The organism is Ruegeria sp. CE8, from assembly GCF_056537465.1.
The window spans coordinates 203,911-228,594 of record NZ_JBQFRP010000005.1; the positions used below are offsets into that span (position 1 = coordinate 203,911).

Sequence of the window (24,684 nt, forward strand, 5' to 3'; positions counted from 1 at the left end):
TCCGATCCAATTCGGGGCATGAGAAGGTAAAGCGAACAAGGAAGCGCGGAGCAGAGCCATGAAACTATTTGTCGGACTGGGAAATCCGGGTCAGAAGTATGCCCGGAACCGGCACAATATCGGCTTCATGGCTCTGGACAGGATAGCCGACGATCATGGGTTCGGCCCATGGAAATCCAAGTTTCAGGCGGAAATTTCCGAGGGTCGATTGGGCTCGGACAAGGTTTTGCTGATCAAACCGCAAACCTTCATGAACCGCTCGGGCCAGTCCGTGGGTGAGGCAATGCGGTTCTATAAGCTCGACTCAAACGATGTGACCGTCTTTCACGACGAACTGGACCTAGCCCCCGGCAAAGTCCGCGTCAAAGCGGGTGGCGGCCACGCAGGCCACAACGGGTTGCGTTCGATCCACGAGCATATCAGCCCGGCCTATGACCGCGTGCGTCTGGGGATCGGACATCCAGGGCGCAAGGAAATGGTCTCGCCCTATGTCCTCAGTGATTTTGCCAAAGCCGACGCGGACTGGCTGGATGACGTGCTGCGGGGTGTTTCGGATGGAGCTGCCCATCTGGCCAACGGTGATGGTGGCAAGTTCATGAACGCAGTCGCGTTGCGGACGGCGCCGCCGCGGTCGTCGAAATCCCCTGCGACGCCTGCAAAACCGGCGGCCAAGTCGGCACCGGAACCCGAGGCCGACGAACGGTCAGCCATGCAAAAACTGCTGGACAAGTTCAAATAGAGCCATTGATGTTGCCGTTACGTCTCAATTGCGAACTCGACCACGCCGCGGTCCAATACAGTACGAAAACGGGAGGTGTCATATGCGGGTCCTGATGAAATGGGTGCTGCGCATCCTATTGATGCTGGTGCTGGCGGCCGTGGTTGTGGGCTTTTGGAAGCGCGAAGAAATTCAGCGCCTGATGGCCGTGAACTCTTTGTTTACCGAAGAAAAGATCGTTCACAACTTCTCTCACATGAACGACGCCTTCCTCACCGTTGATCTACCGCGAGGTGACGGTCCGACCTATGAACTGCCCTATGGGCCCGGGTTTGATCTGCCCGGTGGAACGGATGCCTGGATCGAAGACCGGGTTGTTACGTCTCTGCTAGTGATGCAGGACGGGCAGATCCGGTTCGAAGAGTATTATCTGGGCACAACCCCTGAGGACCGCCGGATTTCATGGTCCGTCGCCAAGAGTTACCTGTCCGCCCTTTTCGGCATCCTGATGTCCGAAGGTACGATCGACTCACTTGATGACCCTGTGGTCAAATATGCGCCGAAACTGGAAGGAACCGCCTATGACGGCGCGACGATCCGCAACGTGCTGAACATGGCCAGTGGCGTCACCTTCGACGAGGATTATCTGGACTACGATTCAGACATCAACCGCATGGGTCGTGTCGTTGCACTGGGCGGAGAGTTGGACGATTTCGCCGCCTCACTGAATGAGACTTTCGCGACACCCGGCGAGACATGGCAATACGTATCTATCGACACGCATGTCATCGGCATGGTGATCCGCGGGGCGACGGGCCGGTCGGTGACTGAACTGTTGACCGAAAAGATCATTCAGCCGCTGGGCCTTGAACGCGACGGCTATTACGTCACCGACGGCGCCGGAGTGGCCTTTGTGCTGGGCGGGCTGAACTTCACCACTCGCGACTTTGCCCGGTTCGGGCAGATGATCCTGCAAAACGGCCAGCATAACGGCCAGCAGATCGTACCTGCCGAATGGATTGCCCAGTCAGTGTTTCCCAGCGCCCCGACCGAGGCCGGAAAAATCGGCTATGGGTATCAGTGGTGGATTCCCCTCGGCGCGCATGAAGGCGAGTTTCTGGCCCGTGGCGTCTATGGCCAGTACATCTATTTCGACCAGCCGCGAGGCGTTCTTATCGTCTCGACGGGGGCCGACCGCAGCTTTCGTGACAAGGGCGTCAACGAGGCCAACATAGAAATGTTCCGCAGCATCGCGCAAAGCCTGTAAGGTGTGCCTATGCAAAAGCTCGATAGCATAAATGTTCTGGGGGGCGTTCTTGCCTCGTGTTCCCGCGATCCGTTGACCGGGTTCTTTCGGGATGGCGCCTGCAACACCTGCGTCGAAGATCAGGGCAGCCATACGGTCTGCGCAGTCATGACGGCCGAATTTCTGGCTTACTCAAAATATGTCGGCAATGACCTCAGCACACCGCGCCCCGAGTTCAATTTTCCCGGTTTAAAGCCTGGTGACAGCTGGTGTCTGTGTGCGGCAAGGTTCCTGCAAGCCCATGACGAAGGTTGCGCGCCCAAGGTCCATCTTGAGGCAACGCATCAACGGGCGCTGGACATCGTTCCAATCGTTATTTTGCGCCAATATGCAGCTCAACCCGATTGACGCCGATCAAAAAAAGTCATCAAAGAAACCCGCCAGCCGACACTTTGTTTAGCAAGCGCGTAAACGTCAAACAAACGAGGTAGGCTATGAGCTTTATCGCCATGAACCGCTTCAAAGTCCGTCTGGGCAGCGAAGCCGATTTCGAAACCGTCTGGAAGGACCGGGAAAGCCGCCTGAAGGAGTTGCCGGGCTTTCAGGAATTCCGTCTTTTAAAGGGCCCTGAGGGCGAAGGTTACCGTCTGTATTCCAGCCACGTGATCTGGGACAGCAGGAACGATTTCGAAGCCTGGACCAAATCCGAACAATTCCGGGACGCACACAGGAATGCGGGTAAAGGCAACACGCAATCCGCGCTGATGGGACCACCTCAGTTCGAAGGCTTCGAAACCGTGTTGTATCAGAACTGACGCGTGGCTGACGGCACTCGCCCGGCAGCCGTTTGAATATCACATAGCCCGGGCCAAGTAGCCGCGCGACGTGCGTGATGGCGGGCCGGTTGGAAAACTGTGCTCCGCCTCCAAAAGCCACCCTGCATCTTCAAGCATTTCTGCCACTCTTCGCGGTCTGTAGGACCGGTGGCGCCATTGGAACCAAATGATGGCGTTACACCAGTGTGGTTTGCTGACAACCAGCCAAAGCTTCGCCGCAGGGGCTGCCAACCGGCGCATTCGGCGTAAGGCGTCGGTTGGGTCCTCGCAATGCTCAAGGACATGGGCGGCAAGAACACAGTCGAATGGCTCGGCTGACTGATAGTCCTCCAAACGTGAGAGCACAGTGTCTGCAGTTACGCCCCGCTTGGCCAAAGCATGCTTGGCCTGATCAAGCATTTTCCCCGACGGCTCCATCAGGGTAACGCGTCCTTCGTGTCGGATGACCGCGCGCGCTTCGGCAAAAGCGCCTGTCCCGCAACCCACATCCAACGCATTTTCGCCAAGACTCGCTGCCGATCCGGTCGAGAGAAAACCCAGATAGGCATCAAAATATCCAAGCAGACGCATTTTGTCGGCCCAGCCCGGGGCTGCGGCGTCGTATTTTTGATCGAGTTTTTCCGAACTGGATGCGTCCTGCATGCCCCGCAAGGTGGCATGAAACACCCGGGGCGCAAAGCCCCGGGATTTGGTTAGTCCGCCGAGCGGCCCTCGGTATCCGACATGTCGAAATTCAGATACTTCGCGACGGTCTGAACATCCTTGTCACCCCGCCCGCACATGTTCATGCAGATCAGGTGATCCTTGGGCAGATCCGGCGCGATTTTCATTACGTGAGCCAGTGCGTGGCTTGGTTCCAGCGCCGGGATGATGCCTTCGGTGGCGCAGCACAGCTGGAACGCCTCCAGCGCCTCTTTGTCGGTGATTGAGACATAGTTCGCACGGCCAATATCGTTCAGCCACGAGTGTTCAGGGCCGATACCCGGGTAGTCCAGGCCAGCCGAGATCGAATACCCTTCGAGGATCTGACCGTCATCATCCTGCAGCAGATAGGTGCGGTTGCCATGCAAAACGCCCGGGCGACCGCCAGTCAGCGATGCGCAGTGTTCCATCTTCTCGTTTACGCCTTTGCCACCGGCTTCGACGCCGATGATATTGACCGATTTGTCGTCGAGGAACGGGTAGAACAGGCCCATAGCGTTCGACCCGCCGCCGATGGCAGCGATGATCGTGTCGGGCAAACGGCCCTCGGCCTTCATCATCTGCTCTTTGGCTTCCTTGCCGATGATCGACTGGAAGTCGCGTACCATTGCCGGGTACGGGTGCGGACCAGCCACGGTGCCAATGCAGTAGAACGTGTCGCGCACGTTGGTCACCCAGTCACGCAGCGCGTCGTTCATCGCGTCTTTCAGCGTGCCGCGCCCGGAGGTCACCGGAATCACTTCGGCGCCCAGCAAACGCATGCGGAAGACGTTGGGCGCCTGACGCTGCACGTCATGCGCGCCCATGTAGACCACGCATTTCAGGCCGAACTTGGCACAGACGGTGGCAGTGGCCACGCCGTGCTGCCCTGCCCCGGTTTCCGCGATGATCCGGGTCTTGCCCATGCGACGCGCCAGAATGATCTGGCCCAGCACGTTGTTAATCTTGTGTGCGCCAGTGTGGTTCAGTTCATCACGTTTGAGGTAAATCTTCGCACCGCCCAGATGGTCGGTCAGGCGTTCTGCGAAATACAGAGGCGACGGGCGACCCACATAGTTGGCCCATAGGTCATCCATTTCGGCCCAGAAGGTCGGGTCATCCTTTGCCTTCTCATATTCCTCTTCCAGCGAAAGGATCAGCGGCATCAGTGTTTCGCTGACAAACCGCCCGCCGAAGATGCCAAAGCGCCCCTGCTCATCAGGACCGGACATGAAGGAATTGAAAAGATCGTTGGCCATGGGTGTCTCCCTCGTCGTACCCGTTGTTCATAGGTGGTGGCGGCGGGATTTGCCATGGCAAAACGTATCATTCCGCAGGCTGATACCGATGCTTCCAAATCCGCAGCGCCTGTTCTTGCGTTGGAACTGCGATGCATGAAAAGTGTTGGAACTCATGCGTGACCGATAATCGGTCCGACACTTCCAAAACGCGCCGATGAGGACCCGAATGGGCAAAGGTCAGCATCGCCTCGACATCCTGCCAGACACTGAGCGAAAAATAGAGCCCATTGTGCGGGAACAGCTGCGCATGTTCACACAAGGGATCGCCTTGCGCCTGCTTCAACGCTTGCCCGGCACGCCAAAAGAACTCGGGCGCATTGTACCAATGTTTTAGGGTAACCCCGCCGATCGCTGCGAGCATATCCATCCCTCCCACAGCTATATACGGGGGAACCAGTCGGACAGATCAACGGGCGGCGGATAAAAATTCCCGAATCTTAATGAGGTCTTTAACTCCCGGAGAACTTTCCACCCCTGAAGAGACATCAACCTGTTTCGCGCCGGTCATACGGATCGCTTCCGCGACGTTTTCCGGCGTCAACCCTCCGGCCAGCATCCACGGCCGCTGCCAGTACTTCCTGCCCGCCAACAGACGCCAGTCAAACGCCAAGCCGTTGCCCCCCGGCAATTCTGAGGTGCGCGGCGGTTTCGCGTCGATCAGCAACTGATCGGCCACTTCGGAATACAGATCAATCGCGCTCAGGTCTTCGGCCTCGGCAATACCGACCGCCTTCATCACCGGCAGGCCAAACCTTTCGCGCACGTCCGAAACCCGCGCTGGTGTTTCTTTTCCGTGCAGTTGAAGCATGTCCAAAGGGACACTGGCCAGGATGTTATCCAGCTCTTCATCCGAGGCATTCACGGTCAAGGCAACCTTGGCGATTCCCGCGGGCACCAGTTGCGCCAGCTTTGCTGCCGCGTCGATTTCCAAATGCCGGGGAGATTTGGGGAAGAACACAAAGCCGACATAGCGCGCGCCGGCCTCAGCCGCGGCACGCACGTGATCAGGCGCGGTCAACCCGCAGATTTTGACTGCTACATCTGGCATTGAAGTGCCTCAGCTGGCTTCGTCCAGCAGGGCCAGAACTTCATCCTGACCTTCGCTCTGCTTCTTCTTGAGCTTCTTGACCTCACGCTCAAGCTTGCGCACCTCGCCGGTTTTGGCCGAAGCGTCACGGCGGTGCTTATGCTCGCGCAGCCATTCCCACAGGAACCCGATGACCAGCCCGGCGACCACACCGCCCAGCACCACCAGGAACAAGGGCAAGGAGGTAGCAAAGTTGAACCCCAGCATTTCGGCAAGGGCATCCGGCATCAATTTCAGTTCGACAATCTGGCGGTTGGCCAGCGAGATCGACACAAGGGCGATCCCAAGGACCGCCAAGAAAGCATATCGAAGGTAGCGCATCATAGCCTAGGCTTTACCGTTCAAACGGTCCCGTAGCAACTTGCCAGTTTTGAAAAACGGAACACATTTTTCTTCAACCTGAACGGTTTCGCCAGTTCTTGGGTTGCGGCCCACGCGCGCATCCCTTTGTTTCACGGAAAATGCACCGAAGCCGCGCAGTTCGACACGGTCACCGCGCGCCATGGCGTCGGTTACTTCTTCGAACACGGTATTCACGATCCGCTCGACGTCACGCTGATAGAGATGCGGGTTCTCGTCGGCGATTTTCTGAATCAGTTCTGAACGGATCATGTGCGTTACCCTCCCAGGCGACCGGTTAACCATGTCTAGTGTTCTGGACAGTATAGGAAAAAACCGAGTTCGGGGGAACGTAAACTCTGTGTGCAAAGCCTTCATTTTACAGCAAATTCGCGCGATTTTTCGCCTGTTCGCGCAATTTCTGCGCCAAAAGCATGAACGACAGCCGGAATAAGCCCAAAAATTGGAACATATTGATTCGCAACAAAAACGGCCCCGCGCGTCTGCGCGGGGCCGTAAATTCGGCTAGGACTGCTGCCCCGGCTTAGTCGCCGGATTTCAGCGCTGCGCCCAGGATATCGCCCAGCGAGGCGCCTGAGTCGGAAGAACCGTACTGTTCCACGGCCTCTTTCTCTTCGGCGATCTCGCGTGCCTTGATCGACAGGCCCAGACGACGGGTCTTGCTGTCGACGTTGGTGACGCGGACGTCGACCTTGTCACCGACCGAGAAACGCTCGGGGCGCTGCTCAGCACGGTCACGCGACAGGTCCGAACGACGGATGAACGACTTCATGCCTTCGTATTCGACCTCGATGCCGCCATCTTCGATCGCGGTCACTTCAACGGTGATGACCGAGCCACGCTTCACGCCGCCCACGGCCTCGGCGAACTTGTCACCGCCCAGGGCTTTGATCGACAGCGAGATACGCTCTTTTTCCACGTCAACTTCCGAGACAACGGCCGAAACCATGTCGCCTTTGCGGTAGTTCTGGATCGCATCCTCGCCACGCTCGTCCCAGGACAGGTCCGACAGGTGAACCATGCCGTCGATGTCGCCTTCGAGGCCAATGAACAGACCGAATTCGGTGATGTTCTTGACTTCGCCTTCGACCTCGGTGCCCTCGGGGTGTGTTTCTGCAAACACTTCCCATGGGTTGCGCTGAGTCTGCTTCAGGCCCAGAGACACGCGACGCTTGGCGCCGTCGATTTCCAGAACCATGACGTCGACTTCCTGGCTGGTCGAAACGATCTTGCCGGGGTGGACGTTTTTCTTGGTCCAGGACATCTCGGACACGTGCACCAGACCTTCGACACCGGCTTCCAGCTCGACGAACGCGCCGTAGTCGGTGATGTTGGTGACGCGACCCTGATGGACCGAGCCCAGCGGGTACTTGGCAGCAACCAGATCCCACGGATCTTCCTGCAGCTGCTTCATGCCCAGGCTGATGCGGTGGGTCTCTTTGTTGATCTTGATGACCTGAACCTTGATGGTTTCGCCGATCGTCAGGATCTCGGACGGGTGGTTCACACGGCGCCATGCCATGTCGGTGACGTGCAGCAGGCCGTCAACGCCGCCCAAGTCAACGAATGCACCGTATTCGGTGATGTTCTTGACAACACCCTCGACGGTCTGACCTTCGGACAGGTTGCCGATGACTTCGGCACGCTGTTCGGCACGCGATTCTTCCAGGATTGCCCGGCGCGAAACAACGATGTTGCCACGGCGGCGGTCCATTTTCAGAATCTGGAACGGCTGCTTCAGACCCATCAGCGGGCCAGCATCGCGCACAGGGCGAACGTCAACCTGCGAGCCGGGCAGGAACGCAACTGCGCCACCCAGATCGACGGTGAAGCCACCTTTGACGCGACCAAAGATTGCACCTTCGACGCGCTGGTCGTCGGCATATGCTTTTTCCAGACGGTCCCATGCCTCTTCACGGCGGGCCATCTCACGCGAGATGACGGCTTCGCCACGGGCGTTTTCTGCGGCGCGCAGGTAAACTTCTACCTCGTCACCAACAGCGATTTCAGGGGCTTCGCCGGGATTTGCGAATTCTTTCAGATCAACGCGGCCTTCCATTTTGTAGCCTACGTCGATGATGGCTTGGCCGGCTTCGATCGCCAGAACCTTACCTTTGACAACAGAACCCTCTTCGGGTGTGTCCATTTCGAAGCTTTCGTTCAGGAGGGCTTCGAATTCCTCCATGGATGCGTTAGCCATGTGGCGTTGTTTTCCTTTACAGTACGTTTTTGCTGGCCGAGCGGTTGTCTCCGCCGGTCTTGTTTCATGATGTCTTCAGGCGTGACCCGGCGCGCCCCTGAGCAAACAAACACAAAGGGCCGAGGTTTCCCGGCCCTGCTCAGATACGCCATCCGGACGTTGACCGCCCTTGTGTTGACAGCGCGCGTATAGGCGGAATCTCCGACGGGTGCAAGAGGAAAGCCTTAAAATACGGGGCCTGAACCCCCTTAGATGCGATCCGGCCCGTCAGTTCCGCCTCCTGTGCCCCACACCCCTGCGTCCCGCCTCAGCATGGAATGCTCAATCGCATTCAGACGGGCACAGGCCGCAGAAGGGTTATGTGTTCCGCCTGCCTTGTTCCAAATGCGCAGGGCCGACTTTGGACTCCAGGGCAAGCAAGCCGAAGAAAGCCATTGCCGCAATTCGGCAGGCAATGCGTCATAGGCCTTCATCGGCGAACCAACTCGCCTGCGCCGCTTGATCTGGCTACGCAAATTTCGTGTCTTTCTACGATCAGCCACTGCCTGCCTCAGAGGATTGCCCCAACAACCAGATTTCTGCCCTGAAATCTATTGCCGTACTTTGCTTTCGATTTGGTATGTTATTACATCTAATAATTTGAAGCGCAACCGGCGACCGGGCACCCCAATTACCCTGATGACAATGGCTATTTCCGACGACCCGTGTCGTATATCGAACAGAAAGTCGGGCCCTTCTGGCAAACCTTTGGTACGAGCGGAGGACCCAATGAGCCAGCACACAAACTTTCTCGTCATTATCTCGGATGAACACCGCAAAGACGCGATGGGCTGCGCTGGCCACCCGATCGTCAAAACGCCGAACCTGGACGCGCTGGCCGCACGTGGCACAATGTTTGACTCCGCCTACACGCCCTCGCCCATGTGCGTACCTACGCGGGCGGCGCTGGCGACCGGTGACTGGGTGCACACGACAGGTAACTGGGACAGCGCGACACCGTACAACGGAGAGCCACGCAGCTGGATGCGACAGTTGCGGAGCGCCGGGCGTGAGGTGGCATCAATTGGCAAACTGCACTTCCGCTCGGTCGAGGACGACAACGGATTCAGCCAAGAGATCCTTCCAATGCATGTGGTTGGCGGCGTCGGCTGGGCGGTAGGATTGCTTCGTGAAAACCCACCCGCCTACGACTCAGCCGCTGAATTGGCCGGAGATGTCGGCGTGGGTTCCAGCACATATACCGACTACGATCTGGACATCACTGCTGCGTCCGAGGCGTGGCTCGCTGACCCCGCGCGTCAGGACCAACCGTGGGCTGCATTCGTTTCCCTTGTCAGTCCGCACTATCCGCTGACCTGCCCCAAGGAATGGTACGACCTGTATGATCCCGCCGAGATGGACTTGCCCATTGGCTACGGCAATGGTCTGCCTGACCACGAGGAACTGCGCAACATCGCCTCGTTCTTCAACTACGATGACTATTTTGACGAACAGAAGATGCGTGAAGCCAAGGCAGCCTACTATGGCCTGACATCGCTTATGGACGATTGCGTCGGGCGTATTCTAAAGGCGCTGTCCGACAGCGGTCAGGCCGAGAATACAGTGGTAATCTATGTGTCGGACCACGGTGACATGATGGGCGACCAAGGGTTCTGGACCAAGCAGGTCATGTACGAGGCCAGCGCAGGTGTTCCAATGATCATGGCGGGCCCCGGCATTCCGGCGGGTCGGCATGTCACCACATGCACGAACTTGACGGATATTGCGGCGACGGCCCGGGACGTCTGCGGTGTGTCAGACGATAAGGCCAATGCCACTCAGCCCGGCCTCTCTTTGTTGGACTTGGCCAATGCGCCGGACGACCCGAACCGGACTGGTTTCAGTGAGTACCACGACGGAGGATCAAAAACCGGCAGTTTCATGGTGCGGTGGGGCAACTGGAAATACGTCTACTATGTCGGCCAGCCCCCACAATTGTTCGATTTGGTCGCCGATCCGCATGAGCAAATCAATCGCGCGCTGGATGGGGTGAATGATCCGATCATCCAAGCAGCGTTGATCGAAGGAGAACGGCGCCTGCGTGAAATCTGCGATCCTGAAGAGGTCAACGCCCGCGCCTTTGCTGATCAGCGCAAAAAGATCGAGGAGTTGGGTGGAGAAGAAGCCTGCCGCACGGCCTTCGTTTTCAATCACACGCCCACGCCGTCCGAGCAGGACAAGCTGCGTGAAGGCCCGGCGCTCTAGCTCAATTTTCTTAGGAGTTCGTTGATCAAAGCACGTGGCAGGTCGTTGTTGTCACTACCGCTCAACTGCGCTCTACCTCCGGAAAAGTGTTCGTCATTGACCTGAGCGGTATTCACGGCCCGCGTACGGCTCAACGATCGCCCACAGGGGGACAGCGTTTCAACGCGCCGCCTTGATCTATTTGCCACCCCTTTGATCGCCCTGAAGGCCGAGGCTTGAAGCCCCGCCCTTCTTCCTCGTTTCAAATGGTTCCCGCAATGAGCGCAAAAAACCTCTAGAACAGTTGAAGATCCTTCGCGCCGCTTTGAATTTCTGCAAGGTTCGGCATGTTCTGGATCACAAGAGGTGCCGGTGCTGCGCCCGGCATCGCCACCGTCGGCTTCGCCGCCGCCATTTTTTTGAAGGCTGGTCGCTCCAGTTCTCCTCGTATATCACGCAGCAGCGTTTTGTGATCCGGCATTGATTTGAGTATCTGCGCAAGGTCCACTTTTGCGCCCTTCCACCACTGGAACCAAATCGGCCTTTTTAAAGGCCGAAGACGGTCGCGGATGCCGGTTCCATAGCCGGTATCATAGACCTGCTTGCCCAAAAGAACCGTCTGATAAACACGGAAATTGAACAGCGTTGCGAACTCGATGTCGTGCTCCATCGGCAGGCGGTGCTGCCACAACTCCAGGTTCTCGGCCAATCGATCCGGCAACTTCATCTCGGTGCGCGCGTCGATCCAGTATTGATCATCCGTGCGATTGCCCAGGCGATAATGCAGACAGATAAAGTCCAGAACCTCATCATAGAGCTTATTCATCTGCCGGTTATATCTCGACCGCAACGACGGCTCGATATCTCGCGTCGGCAGGTGCTCGGCGAACCAGCGCACCGCATGATCAATCATATGGATCGCGGTACTCTCAAGTGGCTCGATAAACCCGCCAGACAGACCAATTGCCAAACAGTTCTTGACCCAGGCGTTGCGCACGCGACCGACGCGCATCGGGATCACACGCGGCGTAAGTCCTTTCCCGCTGTCGCCCAGCCATTCAAGGTATTCATCCGCCGCCTGATCGTCCGTCCGATGCGCGGACGAATACACATAGCCCGTGCCCACACGGTTGTAGAGCGGCACACGCCATGTCCAACCTGCGCCCAGCGCGGTAGACCGCGTGACGCTTTCGATCTTCTCGGGATCAGGGTGTTCAATCTGCAACGCCATTGCGCGATCATTCGGCAGGTACTCCGAGTAATCCATGAATGGCTCGCCCAGAGCCTGATTGATGATCAACCCGCGGAACCCGGTGCAATCGATCACCATCTCGATATCGTGACGGCCTTTACGCTCGAGCATCAGATGGCTGACGTTGCCTTGCTCATCCAATTCAACCGATTTCACCTCGTCCTGGATGTGCTCCACGCCGCGCTTGGTGCAGACCGTTGTCAGCATACCTGCGAACTTCACTGCATCCAGATGATAGGCATAGCCGAACCGCTGCTCAAACTCAGGCTGCCCCAACTGCCGTGCGCCCTTGCACAGGCGGGCAAGATCATCGTGCGGCGAGATGGACTGCGTATAGTCCCGATCTCCATTGCCGAAGCGCAGGAAATACTCGGCGGCCTCCAAGCCTTCCAACAATTGGCCGTGGGCAAACGGGTTCACATAGTCGATGCGATTACCCTTGGCATCCTTGTTCCAATTGCAAAACTTCACGCCCAGTTTGAATGACGCGTTAGTTTCACGGAAAAAATCCCGCTCTGAAATGCCCGCCTGACGGAGCGTGACCGGCATACGCGGCACTGTGGCCTCGCCGACTCCCACGGTCGAGATATTGGGGCTTTCGATCAGGCAGATGCGCGGGCGATCCTTGGTTGCTGAAGTGCGTGAAAACACCATGTCCAGAATCAGCGCGGTCATCCAACCCGCCGTTCCACCACCAACGATGGTGATTTTACTCAAACGATTGTTCATGTTTTTTCTGTCCCTGTTGGCTTTAGGGATTATGTAGCTGCCTGCCCTTTTTTAGGCTTTTTGAGCAGCTTTCCCTTTTAGCTAATAAGAGACTATAGCAGCTTTCTGGCATCCATCTAGGGTCTGTGACGCAACGGCCGTTTTGGCAGCAAAAAAGGGCGAATTCCAAGTGACACTCAGATCTCCTCGCCTTTTTTCAGAAGTTCTTCAATCAGTTCACGCTGCAGATCATGGCTGTCACCGCCGCCAAATTCCGCCGCACCGCTGGAATACAGGGTACCGTAAGTCCTTGCGATATTCACGGTCTGGGCCAGCCCCGAGATCAATTGCTCTTTGTTCAGTCGAGACAACGGGTGAATGAAGGCAGCCCACAAGGTGCCATTGGCGATCGCGTAGCGCGCATCCAGCGTACTGTCGAAATTTGCCTGCATTACACGCCTCAGATCCTCGGACGACAATTCACCGGCGCTGCTGACCGCCACCATCGCCCGCATCCTGTCAGCGTTGATGTCTGTGACAACCAGCACCGTAACATCCGACACCTTCAACTCGAACCCCGGCCCGAACGGCTGCGCCTCGGGATCAAGCGCAAAGAGGATCTTGCCCAGACGTTCATATGTCATCGGTGGTTCGGGTTCCTTGGCCTCCTGGGCCGCCAGACTTCCGGCAAGGAAAAATAGCAATAAGGCTAGTCGGATCATGGCATCGCTCCTGCAGGCTACAATTCGACAATAGGAACCGACAGCGAACCTGACCAAACAAAGCTTGGTGAAGAGTATTTCCAGCCCACCTACAGCTTTGAACGATCTGCAAGATACTTGGGGCTTGCTGCGATAGCTCGTTCAGAACCCCGCACCTAGCTTTGGTTCAGCGGCTGGCAGACCCGCCGGCCCGAACCTGCACAGGAAAGGAAAACACAATGAAATCCCTGGTTCTGACCACCCTGATCGCGACCTTGCCGCTTGTTGCCGCTCCGGCTTTTGCGGCGGATGAGATCAATGTTTCAAACGGCATTTCCGCCGCTGGCGCGCCGCTGGCCGCGCATGGCGTCGATCTTGTGGCGCTGGTCAACGACGGCAATCCCGTTGAAGGATTTGCGACCCATTCCGCGACGTTTGACGGCGCATCATACTACTTTACCAGTGCCACCAACCGCGAAGCGTTCGAAGCCAACCCAGCGGCTTACTTGCCGCAGCATGGCGGATTCTGTTCCTTTGGCGTGTCCGTGGGCAAGAAGTTCGACGGCGACCCGGATCAGTACTTGGTTGCAGATGGTAAACTCTACCTGTTCCTGAACGCGGAAACACGTGCTGCGTTTCTTGAGAACGTAGCAGCGACATCACAAACCGCTGATGATCAGTGGTCGAAGATCAAAAACATCGCTGTCGGAGAACTGTAGTCTGGGCTCCCCCAGCCAAGGCTCGCGATATCAAAGGTTCGCGGGCCTTGCATTTTCAACGATCTCAACAGCTTTGGCCAAGGCGTCCTCGATGCTCAGGTCCGAAGTGTCCAGCAGTACGGCGTCTTCAGCCGGTTTCATCGGAGCGGTGCTGCGTTCTGCATCGCGCGCGTCGCGTTCACGGACATCTGACAACACCTGATCCCGCGTAACATCACTGCCCTTTGCGGCGAGTTCAAGGAAACGGCGCTCGGCCCGAACCTTGGGGCTGGCAGTAACGAACAGTTTCACCTCTGCCTCGGGGCAGATAACCGTACCGATATCGCGGCCATCCAATACCGCCCCCCCCGTTCGACGCGCAAAGGCCCGTTGGAATTCAATCAGAGCGGCCCGAACCTCGGGGATGACGGCGACCCTGGACGCCGCCTGAGCGATTTCTGCCGTGCGCAGATCGCCCTGCTCCAGCTCTTCGGGTGTAAGAGCCTGCGCCGCAACAATAGGCTCCATGCCTTGCAGGGTCCGGCGCCCGACGGCCCGGTACAACAGACCGGTGTCCAGATGGGCAAACCCGAACTGCGCCGCGACCGCTTTGGAGATCGTTCCTTTTCCTGCTGCGGCAGGGCCGTCAATGGCGACTGTGAAGGGCATGCCAGACATTAAACCGGACGATTGTTGCGCTGCAATTGTGCACCCAAAGTGGCCATCAGCGGTTCAAAAATCGGGAAGGAGGTGGCGATCGGACCAGCATCATCAACGGTAACGCCCTTCTTGGCACCCATGCCCAGAATCATGAACGACATGGCAATGCGGTGGTCCAGAAAGCTCTCACAAGTGCCGCCACCCGGGACGTTGCCGATACCCAGCCCCTCGACGGACCACCATTCTTCGCCTTCGTCCACGGTCACGCCATTGGCGCGCAACCCGCGAGCCATCGCGTCGATCCGGTCGCTTTCCTTGACGCGCAATTCTTTCACACCGCCCATCATCGTGGTGCCGGTGGCATTCGCCGCGATTACGGACAGAACCGGATATTCGTCGATCATCGAAGCCGCCCGTTCCGGCGGCACGTTGATGCCCTTCATATTGGGCGAGTACTTTGCGCGCAGGTCGGCGACGGGCTCTCCTCCCTCTTCGCGCTCATTCTCATAAGTCAGGTCCGCGCCCATCTCACGCAACGTGGTGAACAGACCTGCACGGGTCGGGTTAAGGCCGATGCCCGGCACCAGCACGTCCGAACCGGGCGTGATGAGCGCCGCGCAGACCGGAAACGCCGCGCTGGACGGATCGCGCGGGACTGCGATGACCTGCGGTTTCAGCTCTGGGCGTCCGGTCAGGGTGATCACCCGGCCCTCATCGGTATCCTCGACCGTGATCTCGGCACCGAAGCCCGCCAGCATACGTTCGGAATGGTCGCGGGTGGCTTCTTTCTCGATCACAACCGTTTTGCCCGGTGCGTTCAAACCGGCCAGCAGCACAGCGGATTTAACCTGCGCCGAGGGCACAGGCACCTCATAGCGGACCGGAACCGGATCGACCGCACCAACGATGGTCATTGGCAAACGCCCACCGGAACGGCCCACCGATTGCGTTCCAAATAACGCCAGCGGGTCGGTGACACGCGCCATTGGGCGTTTGTTCAGGCTGGCATCACCGGTAAAAGTCGCCGTGATCGGGCAGGTCGCCATAGCGCCCATGATCAGACGCACACCAGTACCGGAGTTTCCGCAGTCGATCACTTGGTCCGGCTCGGCAAATCCACCGACGCCCACACCATTCACAGTCCATTCACCGCCACCGTGATCGGTGACTTCGGCCCCAAAGGCGCGCATGGCCTTTGCGGTGTCCAGAACATCCTCGCCCTCCAACAGTCCCGAGATCTTTGTCTCGCCTACTGCCATCGCGCCCAGGATCAGCGACCGGTGCGAGATCGATTTGTCACCGGGCACCTCTGCCGTGCCGGTCAACGGGCCGCAGGGATGCGAGGTCATCGGGATGGGCGTGCCGTGTCCGGACATGGGGGCTCCTGTTTTCGCTATCAGTGCTCAAGCCGATTAGCGAATTGGGGCCGCTTGGTCCAGCCGCAATCAACCTTTGCGGCGGAAGGTCAGATAATGTGGCGTACGGCCTTCACGCAGAGCCTTCTGCTCGTAACGGGTGGAAATCCAGTCTTCCCACGGCTCTCGCCAGTCCGAGGGGCGCTCGGCCAGCCATTCGAACCCGGCGCGCGGCACCTCTTCCAGCGTCTGGCGCACATAATCTGGAATGTCGGTCGCCACGCGGAAAATCGAGCCCGGCTTCAAGGCGCGGGCCAGCGGCTCCAGGTGTTCCTGCGTCACGAAACGGCGACGATGGTGGCGGGTTTTTGGCCACGGATCCGGGTACAACAGAAAAGCGCGCGAGATGCTGGCCTCGGGCAATACGTCGAACAGATCGCGCGCATCACCGGGATGGACGGCCAGATTTTCGACCCCAGCCTGACGAATCTTGCCCAAGAGCATGGCGACGCCGTTGATGTAGGGTTCGGCCCCAATAATGCCGATATCGGGATTGCTGGCAGCCTGATGCACCAGATGCTCGCCACCGCCGAAGCCAACCTCAAGCCAGACATCCTTGCCGCCGAACAGCGCGTCCAGGTCCAGCGGGTGACGTTCAGGGTTGGTTTCCCAATCGACCGCGCCCGGCGACAGGGCATCGAGATCTTCGTTCAGATACGTCTTTTGACTCTGCTTCAGTGTCTTGCCCTTAAAGCGGCCATAGAAGTTTCTGCGGGGGCGTTTTGGTGTCTGGGTGCTCATGGCGGTGCCCATACTGCGCAGGTCCAAGTGTTGCAACCCCGGCGCCAGAACGAAAAAGCGCGCCGGTTAGGGCGCGCTTCGATTACTTCGGATCAGACCGCCGCTTTTAGCGCATCGGCCAGATCGGTGCGTTCCCAGCTAAAGCCGCCATCCGCATCGGGTTCGCGGCCGAAATGGCCATACGCAGCGGTGCGCTGGTAGATCGGCTTGTTCAGCTGCAGGTGCTGCCGGATACCGCGCGGGGTTAGGTCCATCACCTGGCCGACGGCCTTTTCGATCTCGACATCCGCAACCTGCCCTGTTCCATGCGTATCCGCATAAATAGACAAAGGTTTGGACACGCCGATCGCATAGCTCAGCTGGATCGTGCAGCGTTCCGCCATCCCCGCAGCAACGACGTTCTTGGCCAGATAGCGCGCAGCGTAAGCAGCCGAGCGGTCGACCTTGGTCGGATCTTTGCCCGAGAACGCGCCGCCGCCATGCGGGGCCGCGCCACCATAAGTGTCAACGATGATCTTGCGCCCCGTCAGGCCAGCATCACCGTCGGGTCCACCGATAACGAACTTGCCCGTCGGATTGACGTGCCATTCGGTCTCGCTGGTCAGCCAGCCTTCGGGCAGCGTTTCGGCGATGTAAGGTTCGACGATGCCGCGAATGTCTTTCGAGGTCAGCGTTTCGTCCAGGTGCTGCGTCGACAAAACGATCGAGCTGACGCCCACTGGTTTACCATCACGGTAGATAACCGAAAGCTGGGATTTCGCGTCCGGACCCAGCGCGGGTTCTGCGCCGCTCTTACGAACTTCGGCCAGACGGCGAAGGATCGCGTGCGAGTACTGGATCGGCGCTGGCATCAGCGCGGGGGTTTCGGTGGTGGCGTAACCGAACATGATACCTTGGTCGCCGGCACCTTCGTCCTTGTCCTCGGACGCGTCCACGCCCTGCGCGATATGGGCGGACTGCTCGTGCAACAGGTTTGTCACCTCGACGGTTTCGTGGTGAAATTTGTCCTGCTCATAGCCGATATCCTTGATACAGGCGCGCGCGATCTCATCGATACGGCCCATATAGTCGTGCAGCTTTTCCTGATCAGACAGACCTACTTCTCCACCGATGACGACGCGATCGGTCGTGGCAAAGGTTTCGCACGCAACGCGCGCTTCGGGTTCTTCGTTCAGAAATGCGTCAAGGACGGCATCGGAAATCCGGTCGCAAACCTTATCCGGGTGCCCTTCGGAAACAGACTCCGAAGTAAATGTGTAGTTCTGTCGCGACATGAAAGTGCTCCATTAAGATTTCCCCATCACGCCAGGAAGCCGTTGTGACGGGCAAGCGACGGAATACGCCCCTTGAAACAAAGGGTCAATGCGAAACTATCCCTGCTGCTTTCGTGCGTTGCGCCAAAACAGAGCGAAGAACACCAGCAACACGACAAAGATCGGCATATCCCCCATGCGCGAATACACCGTCGAGGCCATGGGCCCCGGCAGGTTTGCGTCGATGAACCCAGCCTGACCCAAAGGCAATGCTTCGGTTATGCGCCCCAATGGATCAATCATTGCCGAAACACCGGTGTTCGCCGAACGCATCATCGGCAGGCCTTGCTCAATCGCTCGCATCTGGGCCTGCGCCAAGTGCTGATAGGGACCGGACCGGGTTCCAAACCAAGCGTCATTGGTGATCTGCAACAGGAAATCTGCCCGGTCGGGGGCCGACAGAACATCCTGCGTAAATACGGCCTCATAACAGATTAACGGCAGAGCCTTTCCCAGCTGTCCGGCATCCATCAGCGCCGCGCCGGGACCGGCGGAGAAACCGTTGCCTGTGGTCGCGGCCATTCCGTAGATGCCGAACCGGGCCATGACATCACCGAACGGGACATACTCCCCAAACGGCGCGAGGTGATGCTTGTCATAAAGACCCTGTTGCTGACCATCCTCGTTCAGATAGATCATCGAATTGTATATGCGCGGCCCCTCTCCCCTCTGGATACCCAGAAAAACGGGCGTGCCCTGCGCTGCATCGGTGACCGCCGCCAAATACGGCTGAGCGCTGCCCAGCCACGCAGGCACCGAAGTTTCCGGCCAGACAATCAGATCGGGCCGGGGGGCCGACGCCGTGAACTCGACCTGACGGGTAAAGAACAGCGGGGCGAATTCGGGGTCCCATTTTTGGTGCTGAGGCGCGTTTGGCTGGATCAGGCGGACGACATGATCTGTTTCGCGAACGTCCGGACGCGTAGCTGCGTACGCAAGCGCCAAACCGGCGGTCCCGACCGTCAAGCACAAAGGCAACGCAAAGCCCCCACGCTGCGAAAGCGCGGCGCCCAATGGCAGTGTGGCCAGCATCGTCACCGCACCCAAACCGTACGGCCCGATCAGGGACAAGAGTTGCGCCACCGGCGTGTCCACCCAAACTTGCGCCAACCCGGCCCAGGGAAACCCGGTCAGAACATAACCTCGGGCAAGCTCGAATAACGAGATTGAGATGCCCAGAAAAACGGCCTGCGCTTTCGCCTGACCGTCCGGACGACGCGCTGCCCAGAAGGCGAGCGCCCAAAACAGCGCGAGGCCGCCTGCCATGAACGTCAGAGCAAAGGGGGCCATCCACGCGTGCCGCTCTGCGTCGACAAAGAATGGCTCGACAATCCAGCTAAGCGCGTGCGCGAAGTACCCGGTCGCAAAGGCCCAACCCAGCCAGGCTGCCTGCATCCGCGTCTCGGTTGTCAGAAACAGCGGGTACAGCAGGATCAAAGCGACCACGGTCGCTGGCCACATACCAAACGGAGCCAGCCCGAACGCCGCCACCGCGCCCAGCGCAGCAGCAAGTAAGAACCTCAGCCAAAATGGCCAGCCCTTTGCAGGGTTCATTCAACGCGATCCGGCAACATGACACGCAGACGCTTGATCCGACGAGGGTCGGCGTCGATTACTTCGAACTCAGGGCCTTCCGGGTGCAATACGACTTCGCCTCGGGCAGGAACGCGACCGGACAGCATGAAGACAAGACCACCCAGTGTATCGATCTCTTCCTCGTCCACATCTTCGTGGCTGGTCAGAGAGCGCTCGATCTCGGCCTCAAACTCTTCAAGCGGAACGCGCGCCTGCACAATATAGCAGCCGGGTTTGTCCTGAATCCAAAGCTGATCTTCGTCCGCATCGTGCTCATCGGCAATTTCACCGACCACCTGTTCAATGAGATCCTCGATCGTCACCAACCCGTCAACGCCGCCATATTCGTCAATCACCAGCGCCATGTGCCGACGTTCGGTCTGCATTTTGGTCAGCAGAACACCAATCGGCATCGAAGGCGGCACGAACAGTAGGGTGCGCAGCATCGACACCAGATCGAATTCCGAAGACGTGCCGTTGAAGCCATGGGTCAGTGCAAAGTCCTTGAGGTGGACAAATCCCAATGGCGTATCCAGCGTCCCCTCGTAAACCGGGATTCGGGACAGCCCGCTCTCGCGGAAGAGCTGAGCCAGTTCGTCCTTGCTGATGGTTGAAGGCACGGACACGATTTCTGCTGTCGGAATGGCGACATCCTCGACCCGCATCCGCCGAAGGTTGATCATGCCACGGGGCTGCACCTTGTCGACCTCATGTCCATTGGCCGCGCCAACCTCTTCAACGCTTTGCGATGAGAGCGCGTCCACTATTCGAGAAAAGAAACCGGCTTTCTCGCCAAAATTTTCACCGCTGTTCTTCGGTTGCGCGCCCTGCGCCGCCATAGAACTGCCGTCTGTATCGCCCATATTCCTGTTCCAATTAATCGGCCGCTGGGGCCCTATGACATACTATATGGGTCATCGATACCCAATTTGCCAAGTATCTCGACCTCGACCCCCTCCATCAAAGTGGCGTCGGGGTCACGAATGTGATCATAACCCAGCAAGTGCAACGTTCCGTGAATGATCAGATGCGTGACGTGATCGTCTATGGATTTACCGGCCTCGGACGCCTCGCGCGCGCAGGTATCGAAGGAAATCGCAATGTCGCCCAGCGGCATCTCGCCGGTAAAATCAGGTGCTGGCTTTGCCGGTGGTTGACCCGCAACTTCGGCCGCCAGATCCTCGGCTGGCCAGCTGAGCACATTGGTTGGAGCGATCTTGTCGCGAAACTCGGCATTCAGTTCCGCGATCCGAGCGTCATCGCAGCCAAGCAGACTGATCTCGCAAAGGTCGTCATCCAGACCGGAATAGTCCAATACAGCCTGAATCGCGCGCGTGGCCAATGGCTCAAGCCGCTGCCACCGCGCATCTTCTATCGTAACTTCCAGGTTCATTTCATCGTGCCCAGGGCCCTATCAAGTGGACCCCGGTGACTATGCTGTCTCGCGGCCCGAGTCGGCTTCATACGCTTCGATAATGGCCGCCACAAGCGGGTGGCGCACGACATCATTGGACGTGAAGTAGTTGAAGCTGATATTCGGGATCGTTTTCAACAAACGCTCTGCATCCGCCAATCCGGATTGAACGCCGCGCGGCAAATCAACCTGCGAGCGGTCGCCGGTGATCACCATACGGCTGCCTTCGCCCAATCGCGTCAGGAACATCTTCATCTGCATTGTCGTGGCGTTTTGCGCTTCATCCAATACGACAAACGCATTTGCCAGCGTACGCCCGCGCATAAAGGCCAGCGGAGCGATTTCGATTCGCTTTTCTTCAATCAGCTTGGCCAGTTGTTTGCCGGGCAGAAAGTCGTTCAGCGCGTCGTAGAGCGGCTGCATGTAGGGATCGACCTTGTCCTTCATGTCGCCCGGCAGATAGCCCAGCTTCTCCCCAGCCTCGACGGCGGGGCGACTGAGGATGATCCGGTCCACATGACCACCGATGAACATCGACACACCGACAGCGACGGCAAGGTAAGTCTTGCCGGTGCCGGCGGGACCGATCCCAAAGGCCAGTTCGTTGTTGAACAGGGACTGGACGTAAGCTTTTTGCGCATCTGTGCGCGGCTCGACCAGTTTCTTGCGTGTCTTGATTTCGACCGCGCCGCCCTTGAACATCTCAAGCTGATCACCGTCGCGGCTGCCGGTGCCCGTTTCCGAGCCACCCATCCGCAACTCACGGTCCACATCGGCCGCTTCGACATCTCGACCGCCCTCCAGACGGGTGTATAGGGCCTGCAGGACCTCAATGGCCTGTTTTTGGGCGTCTTCGTCACCCATGACAGCCAGCTGATTCCCGCGGCGCACAATCTGAACGGAGAGCTTTTGCTCGATTTCCGTCAGGTTGCGATCATATTCGCCGCAAAGGTCTATTAACAATCGATTGTCTGGAAACTCAACAAACGCTTCGCGCTGAGGCATTTCATCTTGCGGTGGGGTAAGGGCACCGATGGCCAATCCGCTCTCCTGTCTTGGCGTTTCACCTTGAGCGTAGACAAGAAATCTTGGTGGGCGCAAGCCACAGATTCATTTTTTCCGCGGCGGATGGTAAAACCGCCCACAAGACGGGACACAATCCCTTGAGGGATGCGCCGTCATTCCAAACCAGAAGTCAGAACCTGTAGTTCAGGCCCAGCTTCAAACCACGGTATCGCGGTGTCGACTTGGTAGACGTACCATTGGAAAACTCGACGTCTTCCGAGCTGAATTGCACATATTCGTACTCACCCGTAATCGACCAGTTTTCGCTCAGATTATGCTCGGCCCCGATGCTTGCGGAAAACCCGCTGCGCCGACCGCTATCTTGGAAAAATTGAGTGTTTCCTCCGGATGTCTGGCTGCTTTTGGTCGAAATGTCCCCGTTCACGTAACCGGCGGAAACATAGTACAAAACTGTGCCGCTTTTGTTGGTCAAACCATTGCGAAGCCGTATTGAGAAAACGTCAGAAACCTCGGAGGTACCTGTAACAGTCTCTCCGTTGATTTGATTGGTGACTTCATCGTCAATCGAGCCGAACTCGTACCCAAGTTCAAACCCGTAAACATAATCACGCCCGCCCTTTGCAGGCAAAACGCCGCGCCAACCGCCGCGTAAGCCGCCATAGGAGCCGCTCAGGTCCAGTTCGCCCACTTCCGACGTGCTGCCCGACGCATTCAGACCGAACCTATCGTCGCCGCCTATAGCGTATCCGCCTGTAACACCAAGATAAAATGCCTTGACGTCCGAACCGATCCGTTTGGGGCTGACCACGGGCGGGTCAGAAACCCCCTGATCCAGATTGCCGGCTACAGTCACACCGGGAAAAACCATAAAGGCGATCGCGGTCGACAGGGTGGTTTTGACAAACAATTCAACGGAACGCTTCACAATCTTCACTCGTACCCTCCATTGCCCGACCTGTTGAACCGGTCGGCGCAGAAATGGGCTTTTAAAGGCCCAGAACCCCAGGCCCCTAAAAACCTGATTTTTCTCGGAACATAGTTCCAAGTCATAAATCAAGGGTAAATTTGGAATTAACAGGTCAGTATGGTTTCCAAACAGCGCATAAAGGCCGCGTCAAACCAATTCTCCCGCAAGCGAGTTCGCGCCTGACCCCGTGATCCGAACATCCCGAAGTTCGCCCACCGCGAGATCGGCGTCGGACACGTGAACCGAATGAAGATACTCGGATTTTCCAACCATCTGCCCTGGAAGGCGGCCTGTCTTTTCGAATAGGACTTTGACGTTTCGACCAACCATCGCATCCTGAATTTCACGCTGGTGACGCGTGATCAGGGCCTGAAGACGCTGCAGGCGGTCATCCGCCGCCTCAGGATCAACCTGAGACCTTTCGGCCGCCGGCGTGCCAGGGCGCGTCGAATACTTGAACGAATACGCGTAGCCGTATTTGACCTCTTCCACCAAATCCATGGTGGCCTGAAAGTCTTCTTCGGTCTCCTCGGGGAAGCCGACGATAAAGTCGCCGGACATCACGATATCGGGGCGCGCGGCGCGAATTCGCTCGATCAGGCGCAGATAGCTTTCGGCGGTGTGGCTGCGGTTCATCCGCTTGAGAATACGATCCGAACCTGATTGAACCGGCAGGTGCAGGTACGGCATCAGTTTCTCACAGGTCCCGTGCGCATCGATCAGATCGTCCGCCATGTCATTGGGGTGCGAGGTGGTGAACCGGATGCGCTCCAGCCCGTCGACCTTGTTCAACTCCCAGATCAAACCGGCCAGTGTCATATCGCCGTTGGGGCCCGCCCCGTGATATGCGTTGACGTTCTGCCCCAGCAGCGTGATTTCACGTACTCCGCGTTCAACCAATTCGTTCGCCTCGCGCAGGATGCGATCTGCGGGGCGGCTGACCTCGGCCCCGCGCGTGTAGGGTACCACGCAGAAGGCACAGAACTTGTCGCAGCCTTCCTGCACCGTCAGAAAGGCAGTCGGTCCGCGCTTGGCCTTGGGACGGCCTTTGAGTTTCTCGAACTTGTCCTCTTCGGGGAAATCGGTGTCCAGCGCCTTGGCGCCTGTGCGCGTCTTCGCCTCCATCTCGGGCAGACGGTGATAGCTTTGCGGGCCAACAACCAGGTCCACCATTGGCTGGCGGCGCATGATCTCTTCGCCCTCGGCCTGCGCGACGCATCCCGCGACGCCGATCTTCAGATCAGGCTTTTCGCTTTTCAGGCCCTTGAACCGACCAAGCTCGGAATAGATCTTTTCAGCCGCTTTTTCCCGAATGTGGCAGGTGTTCAGCAGAATCATATCCGCGTCATCCGGGCTTTTTGTTTCCACGTACCCCTGCCCGCCCAGCGTTTCCGCCATACGCTCGCTGTCGTAGACGTTCATCTGGCAACCATAGGTCTTGATGTACAGCTTTTTGGGTTCTGACATGAAAACGGCCTTTGCATTCGCGGGATCGGCGTCGTCTATACCCAACGAACGCCGCTTGCAATGGCGACGCGATTACCCGATTTTGGCCCGAAACT

General features: G+C 58.1%; 26 protein-coding genes and 1 riboswitch. Of the genes, 6 read left to right on the plus strand and 20 right to left on the minus strand.

Annotated elements, in window-relative coordinates:
- The first annotated feature begins 58 nt into the window (after nt 1-58).
- The 4 genes from pth to hmuQ all read left to right on the plus strand — a co-directional run bounded on the left by pth (nt 59) and on the right by hmuQ (nt 2,779).
- Nucleotides 59-739, plus strand: a complete 681-nt coding sequence (gene pth, locus ACR0AA_RS11010; protein WP_480756046.1) for an aminoacyl-tRNA hydrolase — start codon at nt 59-61, stop codon at nt 737-739.
- An 82-nt stretch (nt 740-821) separates the two neighbouring features.
- Entirely contained in the window at nt 822-1,985 is a 1,164-nt protein-coding gene (locus ACR0AA_RS11015) for a serine hydrolase domain-containing protein (protein WP_480663041.1), read from the plus strand.
- Between the two features lie 9 nt (nt 1,986-1,994).
- A complete protein-coding gene (locus ACR0AA_RS11020; RefSeq protein ID WP_480663039.1) occupies nt 1,995-2,372 on the plus strand; it encodes a DUF2237 family protein in 378 nt (125 codons plus the stop codon).
- A gap of 86 nt (nt 2,373-2,458) precedes the next feature.
- Entirely contained in the window at nt 2,459-2,779 is a 321-nt protein-coding gene (gene hmuQ, locus ACR0AA_RS11025) for a heme-degrading protein HmuQ (protein WP_480663037.1), read from the plus strand.
- Between the two features lie 39 nt (nt 2,780-2,818).
- Here the strand turns inward: hmuQ and ACR0AA_RS11030 are convergent, their stop codons facing one another.
- The 8 genes from ACR0AA_RS11030 to ACR0AA_RS11065 form a co-directional block, all read right to left on the minus strand.
- Nucleotides 2,819-3,442, minus strand: coding sequence for a class I SAM-dependent methyltransferase (locus ACR0AA_RS11030; RefSeq protein WP_480756049.1), 624 nt, complete (start codon nt 3,440-3,442; stop codon nt 2,819-2,821).
- Nucleotides 3,443-3,492: 50 nt separating this feature from the next.
- Entirely contained in the window at nt 3,493-4,740 is a 1,248-nt protein-coding gene (trpB, locus tag ACR0AA_RS11035) for a tryptophan synthase subunit beta (RefSeq protein ID WP_480663033.1), read from the minus strand.
- A 67-nt stretch (nt 4,741-4,807) separates the two neighbouring features.
- Nucleotides 4,808-5,143 carry a DUF3291 domain-containing protein gene (locus ACR0AA_RS11040; protein ID WP_480663031.1) on the minus strand — a complete coding sequence of 112 codons (336 nt, stop codon included), beginning with the start codon at nt 5,141-5,143 and terminating at the stop codon, nt 4,808-4,810.
- Nucleotides 5,144-5,188: 45 nt separating this feature from the next.
- Nucleotides 5,189-5,830: a phosphoribosylanthranilate isomerase gene (locus tag ACR0AA_RS11045; protein ID WP_480663029.1), complete on the minus strand. Its 642-nt coding sequence runs from the start codon at nt 5,828-5,830 to the stop codon at nt 5,189-5,191.
- A gap of 9 nt (nt 5,831-5,839) precedes the next feature.
- A complete protein-coding gene (locus tag ACR0AA_RS11050) occupies nt 5,840-6,190 on the minus strand; it encodes a lipopolysaccharide assembly protein LapA domain-containing protein (RefSeq protein WP_480663400.1) in 351 nt (116 codons plus the stop codon).
- A 6-nt stretch (nt 6,191-6,196) separates the two neighbouring features.
- Complete coding sequence (gene ihfB / locus ACR0AA_RS11055; protein WP_037310872.1) at nt 6,197-6,481, minus strand: integration host factor subunit beta; 285 nt, start codon at nt 6,479-6,481, stop codon at nt 6,197-6,199.
- 271 nt (nt 6,482-6,752) lie between these two features.
- The gene (gene rpsA / locus ACR0AA_RS11060) at nt 6,753-8,429 is read right to left on the minus strand and encodes a 30S ribosomal protein S1 (RefSeq protein ID WP_039532111.1); all 1,677 of its coding nucleotides are present in this window, start codon (nt 8,427-8,429) and stop codon (nt 6,753-6,755) included.
- 248 nt (nt 8,430-8,677) lie between these two features.
- A complete protein-coding gene (locus ACR0AA_RS11065; protein WP_480663026.1) occupies nt 8,678-8,971 on the minus strand; it encodes a DUF6525 family protein in 294 nt (97 codons plus the stop codon).
- Between the two features lie 226 nt (nt 8,972-9,197).
- On the opposite strand from ACR0AA_RS11065, the gene ACR0AA_RS11070 reads away from it, so the two are divergent.
- Nucleotides 9,198-10,673: a sulfatase family protein gene (locus tag ACR0AA_RS11070; RefSeq protein ID WP_480663024.1), complete on the plus strand. Its 1,476-nt coding sequence runs from the start codon at nt 9,198-9,200 to the stop codon at nt 10,671-10,673.
- A gap of 274 nt (nt 10,674-10,947) precedes the next feature.
- On the opposite strand, the gene ACR0AA_RS11075 is transcribed toward ACR0AA_RS11070, so the two are convergent.
- Both ACR0AA_RS11075 and ACR0AA_RS11080 read right to left on the minus strand, forming a co-directional pair.
- Nucleotides 10,948-12,633 (minus strand): tryptophan halogenase family protein, encoded by a 1,686-nt coding sequence (locus tag ACR0AA_RS11075; RefSeq protein WP_480663022.1) that lies wholly within the window; start codon nt 12,631-12,633, stop codon nt 10,948-10,950.
- Nucleotides 12,634-12,809: 176 nt separating this feature from the next.
- The gene (locus ACR0AA_RS11080; protein WP_480663020.1) at nt 12,810-13,334 is read right to left on the minus strand and encodes a hypothetical protein; all 525 of its coding nucleotides are present in this window, start codon (nt 13,332-13,334) and stop codon (nt 12,810-12,812) included.
- A gap of 218 nt (nt 13,335-13,552) precedes the next feature.
- Here ACR0AA_RS11080 and ACR0AA_RS11085 point away from each other — a divergent pair, with 218 nt between their 5' ends.
- The gene (locus ACR0AA_RS11085; RefSeq protein ID WP_480663018.1) at nt 13,553-14,032 is read left to right on the plus strand and encodes a YHS domain-containing (seleno)protein; all 480 of its coding nucleotides are present in this window, start codon (nt 13,553-13,555) and stop codon (nt 14,030-14,032) included.
- A gap of 30 nt (nt 14,033-14,062) precedes the next feature.
- Here the strand turns inward: ACR0AA_RS11085 and ACR0AA_RS11090 are convergent, their stop codons facing one another.
- From ACR0AA_RS11090 to miaB, 10 genes are all read right to left on the minus strand, one after another.
- Nucleotides 14,063-14,680: a (d)CMP kinase gene (locus ACR0AA_RS11090; protein ID WP_480663015.1), complete on the minus strand. Its 618-nt coding sequence runs from the start codon at nt 14,678-14,680 to the stop codon at nt 14,063-14,065.
- 8 nt (nt 14,681-14,688) lie between these two features.
- A complete protein-coding gene (gene aroA, locus ACR0AA_RS11095; RefSeq protein WP_480663013.1) occupies nt 14,689-16,047 on the minus strand; it encodes a 3-phosphoshikimate 1-carboxyvinyltransferase in 1,359 nt (452 codons plus the stop codon).
- 69 nt (nt 16,048-16,116) lie between these two features.
- Nucleotides 16,117-16,827: a tRNA (guanine(46)-N(7))-methyltransferase TrmB gene (gene trmB, locus ACR0AA_RS11100; RefSeq protein ID WP_480663011.1), complete on the minus strand. Its 711-nt coding sequence runs from the start codon at nt 16,825-16,827 to the stop codon at nt 16,117-16,119.
- A 92-nt stretch (nt 16,828-16,919) separates the two neighbouring features.
- Complete coding sequence (metK, locus tag ACR0AA_RS11105; RefSeq protein WP_480663009.1) at nt 16,920-18,101, minus strand: methionine adenosyltransferase; 1,182 nt, start codon at nt 18,099-18,101, stop codon at nt 16,920-16,922.
- A 5-nt stretch (nt 18,102-18,106) separates the two neighbouring features.
- A riboswitch (SAM-SAH riboswitch) is annotated at nt 18,107-18,155 on the minus strand.
- Between the two features lie 42 nt (nt 18,156-18,197).
- Nucleotides 18,198-19,694, minus strand: a complete 1,497-nt coding sequence (gene lnt, locus ACR0AA_RS11110; protein WP_480663008.1) for an apolipoprotein N-acyltransferase — start codon at nt 19,692-19,694, stop codon at nt 18,198-18,200.
- Nucleotides 19,691-20,578: a hemolysin family protein gene (locus tag ACR0AA_RS11115; protein WP_480663006.1), complete on the minus strand. Its 888-nt coding sequence runs from the start codon at nt 20,576-20,578 to the stop codon at nt 19,691-19,693. Before ACR0AA_RS11115 ends, lnt begins: the two co-directional genes overlap by 4 nt.
- Nucleotides 20,579-20,610: 32 nt before the next feature.
- On the minus strand, nt 20,611-21,108 hold the full coding sequence (gene ybeY / locus ACR0AA_RS11120; protein WP_480663004.1) for an rRNA maturation RNase YbeY: 498 nt from the start codon (nt 21,106-21,108) through the stop codon (nt 20,611-20,613).
- A 39-nt stretch (nt 21,109-21,147) separates the two neighbouring features.
- Nucleotides 21,148-22,170, minus strand: coding sequence for a PhoH family protein (locus tag ACR0AA_RS11125; protein ID WP_480756058.1), 1,023 nt, complete (start codon nt 22,168-22,170; stop codon nt 21,148-21,150).
- Nucleotides 22,171-22,324: 154 nt separating this feature from the next.
- Complete coding sequence (locus tag ACR0AA_RS11130) at nt 22,325-23,089, minus strand: outer membrane protein (protein ID WP_480663000.1); 765 nt, start codon at nt 23,087-23,089, stop codon at nt 22,325-22,327.
- A gap of 180 nt (nt 23,090-23,269) precedes the next feature.
- Nucleotides 23,270-24,589: a tRNA (N6-isopentenyl adenosine(37)-C2)-methylthiotransferase MiaB gene (miaB, locus tag ACR0AA_RS11135; RefSeq protein WP_480756060.1), complete on the minus strand. Its 1,320-nt coding sequence runs from the start codon at nt 24,587-24,589 to the stop codon at nt 23,270-23,272.
- Nucleotides 24,590-24,684: the final 95 nt, after the last annotated feature.

What these genes read in the sequence shown, in the direction of transcription:
- pth (WP_480756046.1), top strand. Translation starts at nt 59, where the DNA reads ATGAAACTATTTGTCGGACTGGGAAATCCGGGTCAGAAGTATGCCCGG.
- ACR0AA_RS11015 (WP_480663041.1), top strand. Translation starts at nt 822, where the DNA reads ATGCGGGTCCTGATGAAATGGGTGCTGCGCATCCTATTGATGCTGGTG.
- ACR0AA_RS11020 (WP_480663039.1), top strand. Translation starts at nt 1,995, where the DNA reads ATGCAAAAGCTCGATAGCATAAATGTTCTGGGGGGCGTTCTTGCCTCG.
- hmuQ (WP_480663037.1), top strand. Translation starts at nt 2,459, where the DNA reads ATGAGCTTTATCGCCATGAACCGCTTCAAAGTCCGTCTGGGCAGCGAA.
- ACR0AA_RS11030 (WP_480756049.1), bottom strand. Translation starts at nt 3,442, where the DNA reads ATGCAGGACGCATCCAGTTCGGAAAAACTCGATCAAAAATACGACGCC.
- trpB (WP_480663033.1), bottom strand. Translation starts at nt 4,740, where the DNA reads ATGGCCAACGATCTTTTCAATTCCTTCATGTCCGGTCCTGATGAGCAG.
- ACR0AA_RS11040 (WP_480663031.1), bottom strand. Translation starts at nt 5,143, where the DNA reads ATGCTCGCAGCGATCGGCGGGGTTACCCTAAAACATTGGTACAATGCG.
- ACR0AA_RS11045 (WP_480663029.1), bottom strand. Translation starts at nt 5,830, where the DNA reads ATGCCAGATGTAGCAGTCAAAATCTGCGGGTTGACCGCGCCTGATCAC.
- ACR0AA_RS11050 (WP_480663400.1), bottom strand. Translation starts at nt 6,190, where the DNA reads ATGCGCTACCTTCGATATGCTTTCTTGGCGGTCCTTGGGATCGCCCTT.
- ihfB (WP_037310872.1), bottom strand. Translation starts at nt 6,481, where the DNA reads ATGATCCGTTCAGAACTGATTCAGAAAATCGCCGACGAGAACCCGCAT.
- rpsA (WP_039532111.1), bottom strand. Translation starts at nt 8,429, where the DNA reads ATGGCTAACGCATCCATGGAGGAATTCGAAGCCCTCCTGAACGAAAGC.
- ACR0AA_RS11070 (WP_480663024.1), top strand. Translation starts at nt 9,198, where the DNA reads ATGAGCCAGCACACAAACTTTCTCGTCATTATCTCGGATGAACACCGC.
- ACR0AA_RS11075 (WP_480663022.1), bottom strand. Translation starts at nt 12,633, where the DNA reads ATGAACAATCGTTTGAGTAAAATCACCATCGTTGGTGGTGGAACGGCG.
- ACR0AA_RS11080 (WP_480663020.1), bottom strand. Translation starts at nt 13,334, where the DNA reads ATGATCCGACTAGCCTTATTGCTATTTTTCCTTGCCGGAAGTCTGGCG.
- ACR0AA_RS11085 (WP_480663018.1), top strand. Translation starts at nt 13,553, where the DNA reads ATGAAATCCCTGGTTCTGACCACCCTGATCGCGACCTTGCCGCTTGTT.
- ACR0AA_RS11090 (WP_480663015.1), bottom strand. Translation starts at nt 14,680, where the DNA reads ATGCCCTTCACAGTCGCCATTGACGGCCCTGCCGCAGCAGGAAAAGGA.
- aroA (WP_480663013.1), bottom strand. Translation starts at nt 16,047, where the DNA reads ATGTCCGGACACGGCACGCCCATCCCGATGACCTCGCATCCCTGCGGC.
- trmB (WP_480663011.1), bottom strand. Translation starts at nt 16,827, where the DNA reads ATGAGCACCCAGACACCAAAACGCCCCCGCAGAAACTTCTATGGCCGC.
- metK (WP_480663009.1), bottom strand. Translation starts at nt 18,101, where the DNA reads ATGTCGCGACAGAACTACACATTTACTTCGGAGTCTGTTTCCGAAGGG.
- lnt (WP_480663008.1), bottom strand. Translation starts at nt 19,694, where the DNA reads ATGAACCCTGCAAAGGGCTGGCCATTTTGGCTGAGGTTCTTACTTGCT.
- ACR0AA_RS11115 (WP_480663006.1), bottom strand. Translation starts at nt 20,578, where the DNA reads ATGGGCGATACAGACGGCAGTTCTATGGCGGCGCAGGGCGCGCAACCG.
- ybeY (WP_480663004.1), bottom strand. Translation starts at nt 21,108, where the DNA reads ATGAACCTGGAAGTTACGATAGAAGATGCGCGGTGGCAGCGGCTTGAG.
- miaB (WP_480756060.1), bottom strand. Translation starts at nt 24,589, where the DNA reads ATGTCAGAACCCAAAAAGCTGTACATCAAGACCTATGGTTGCCAGATG.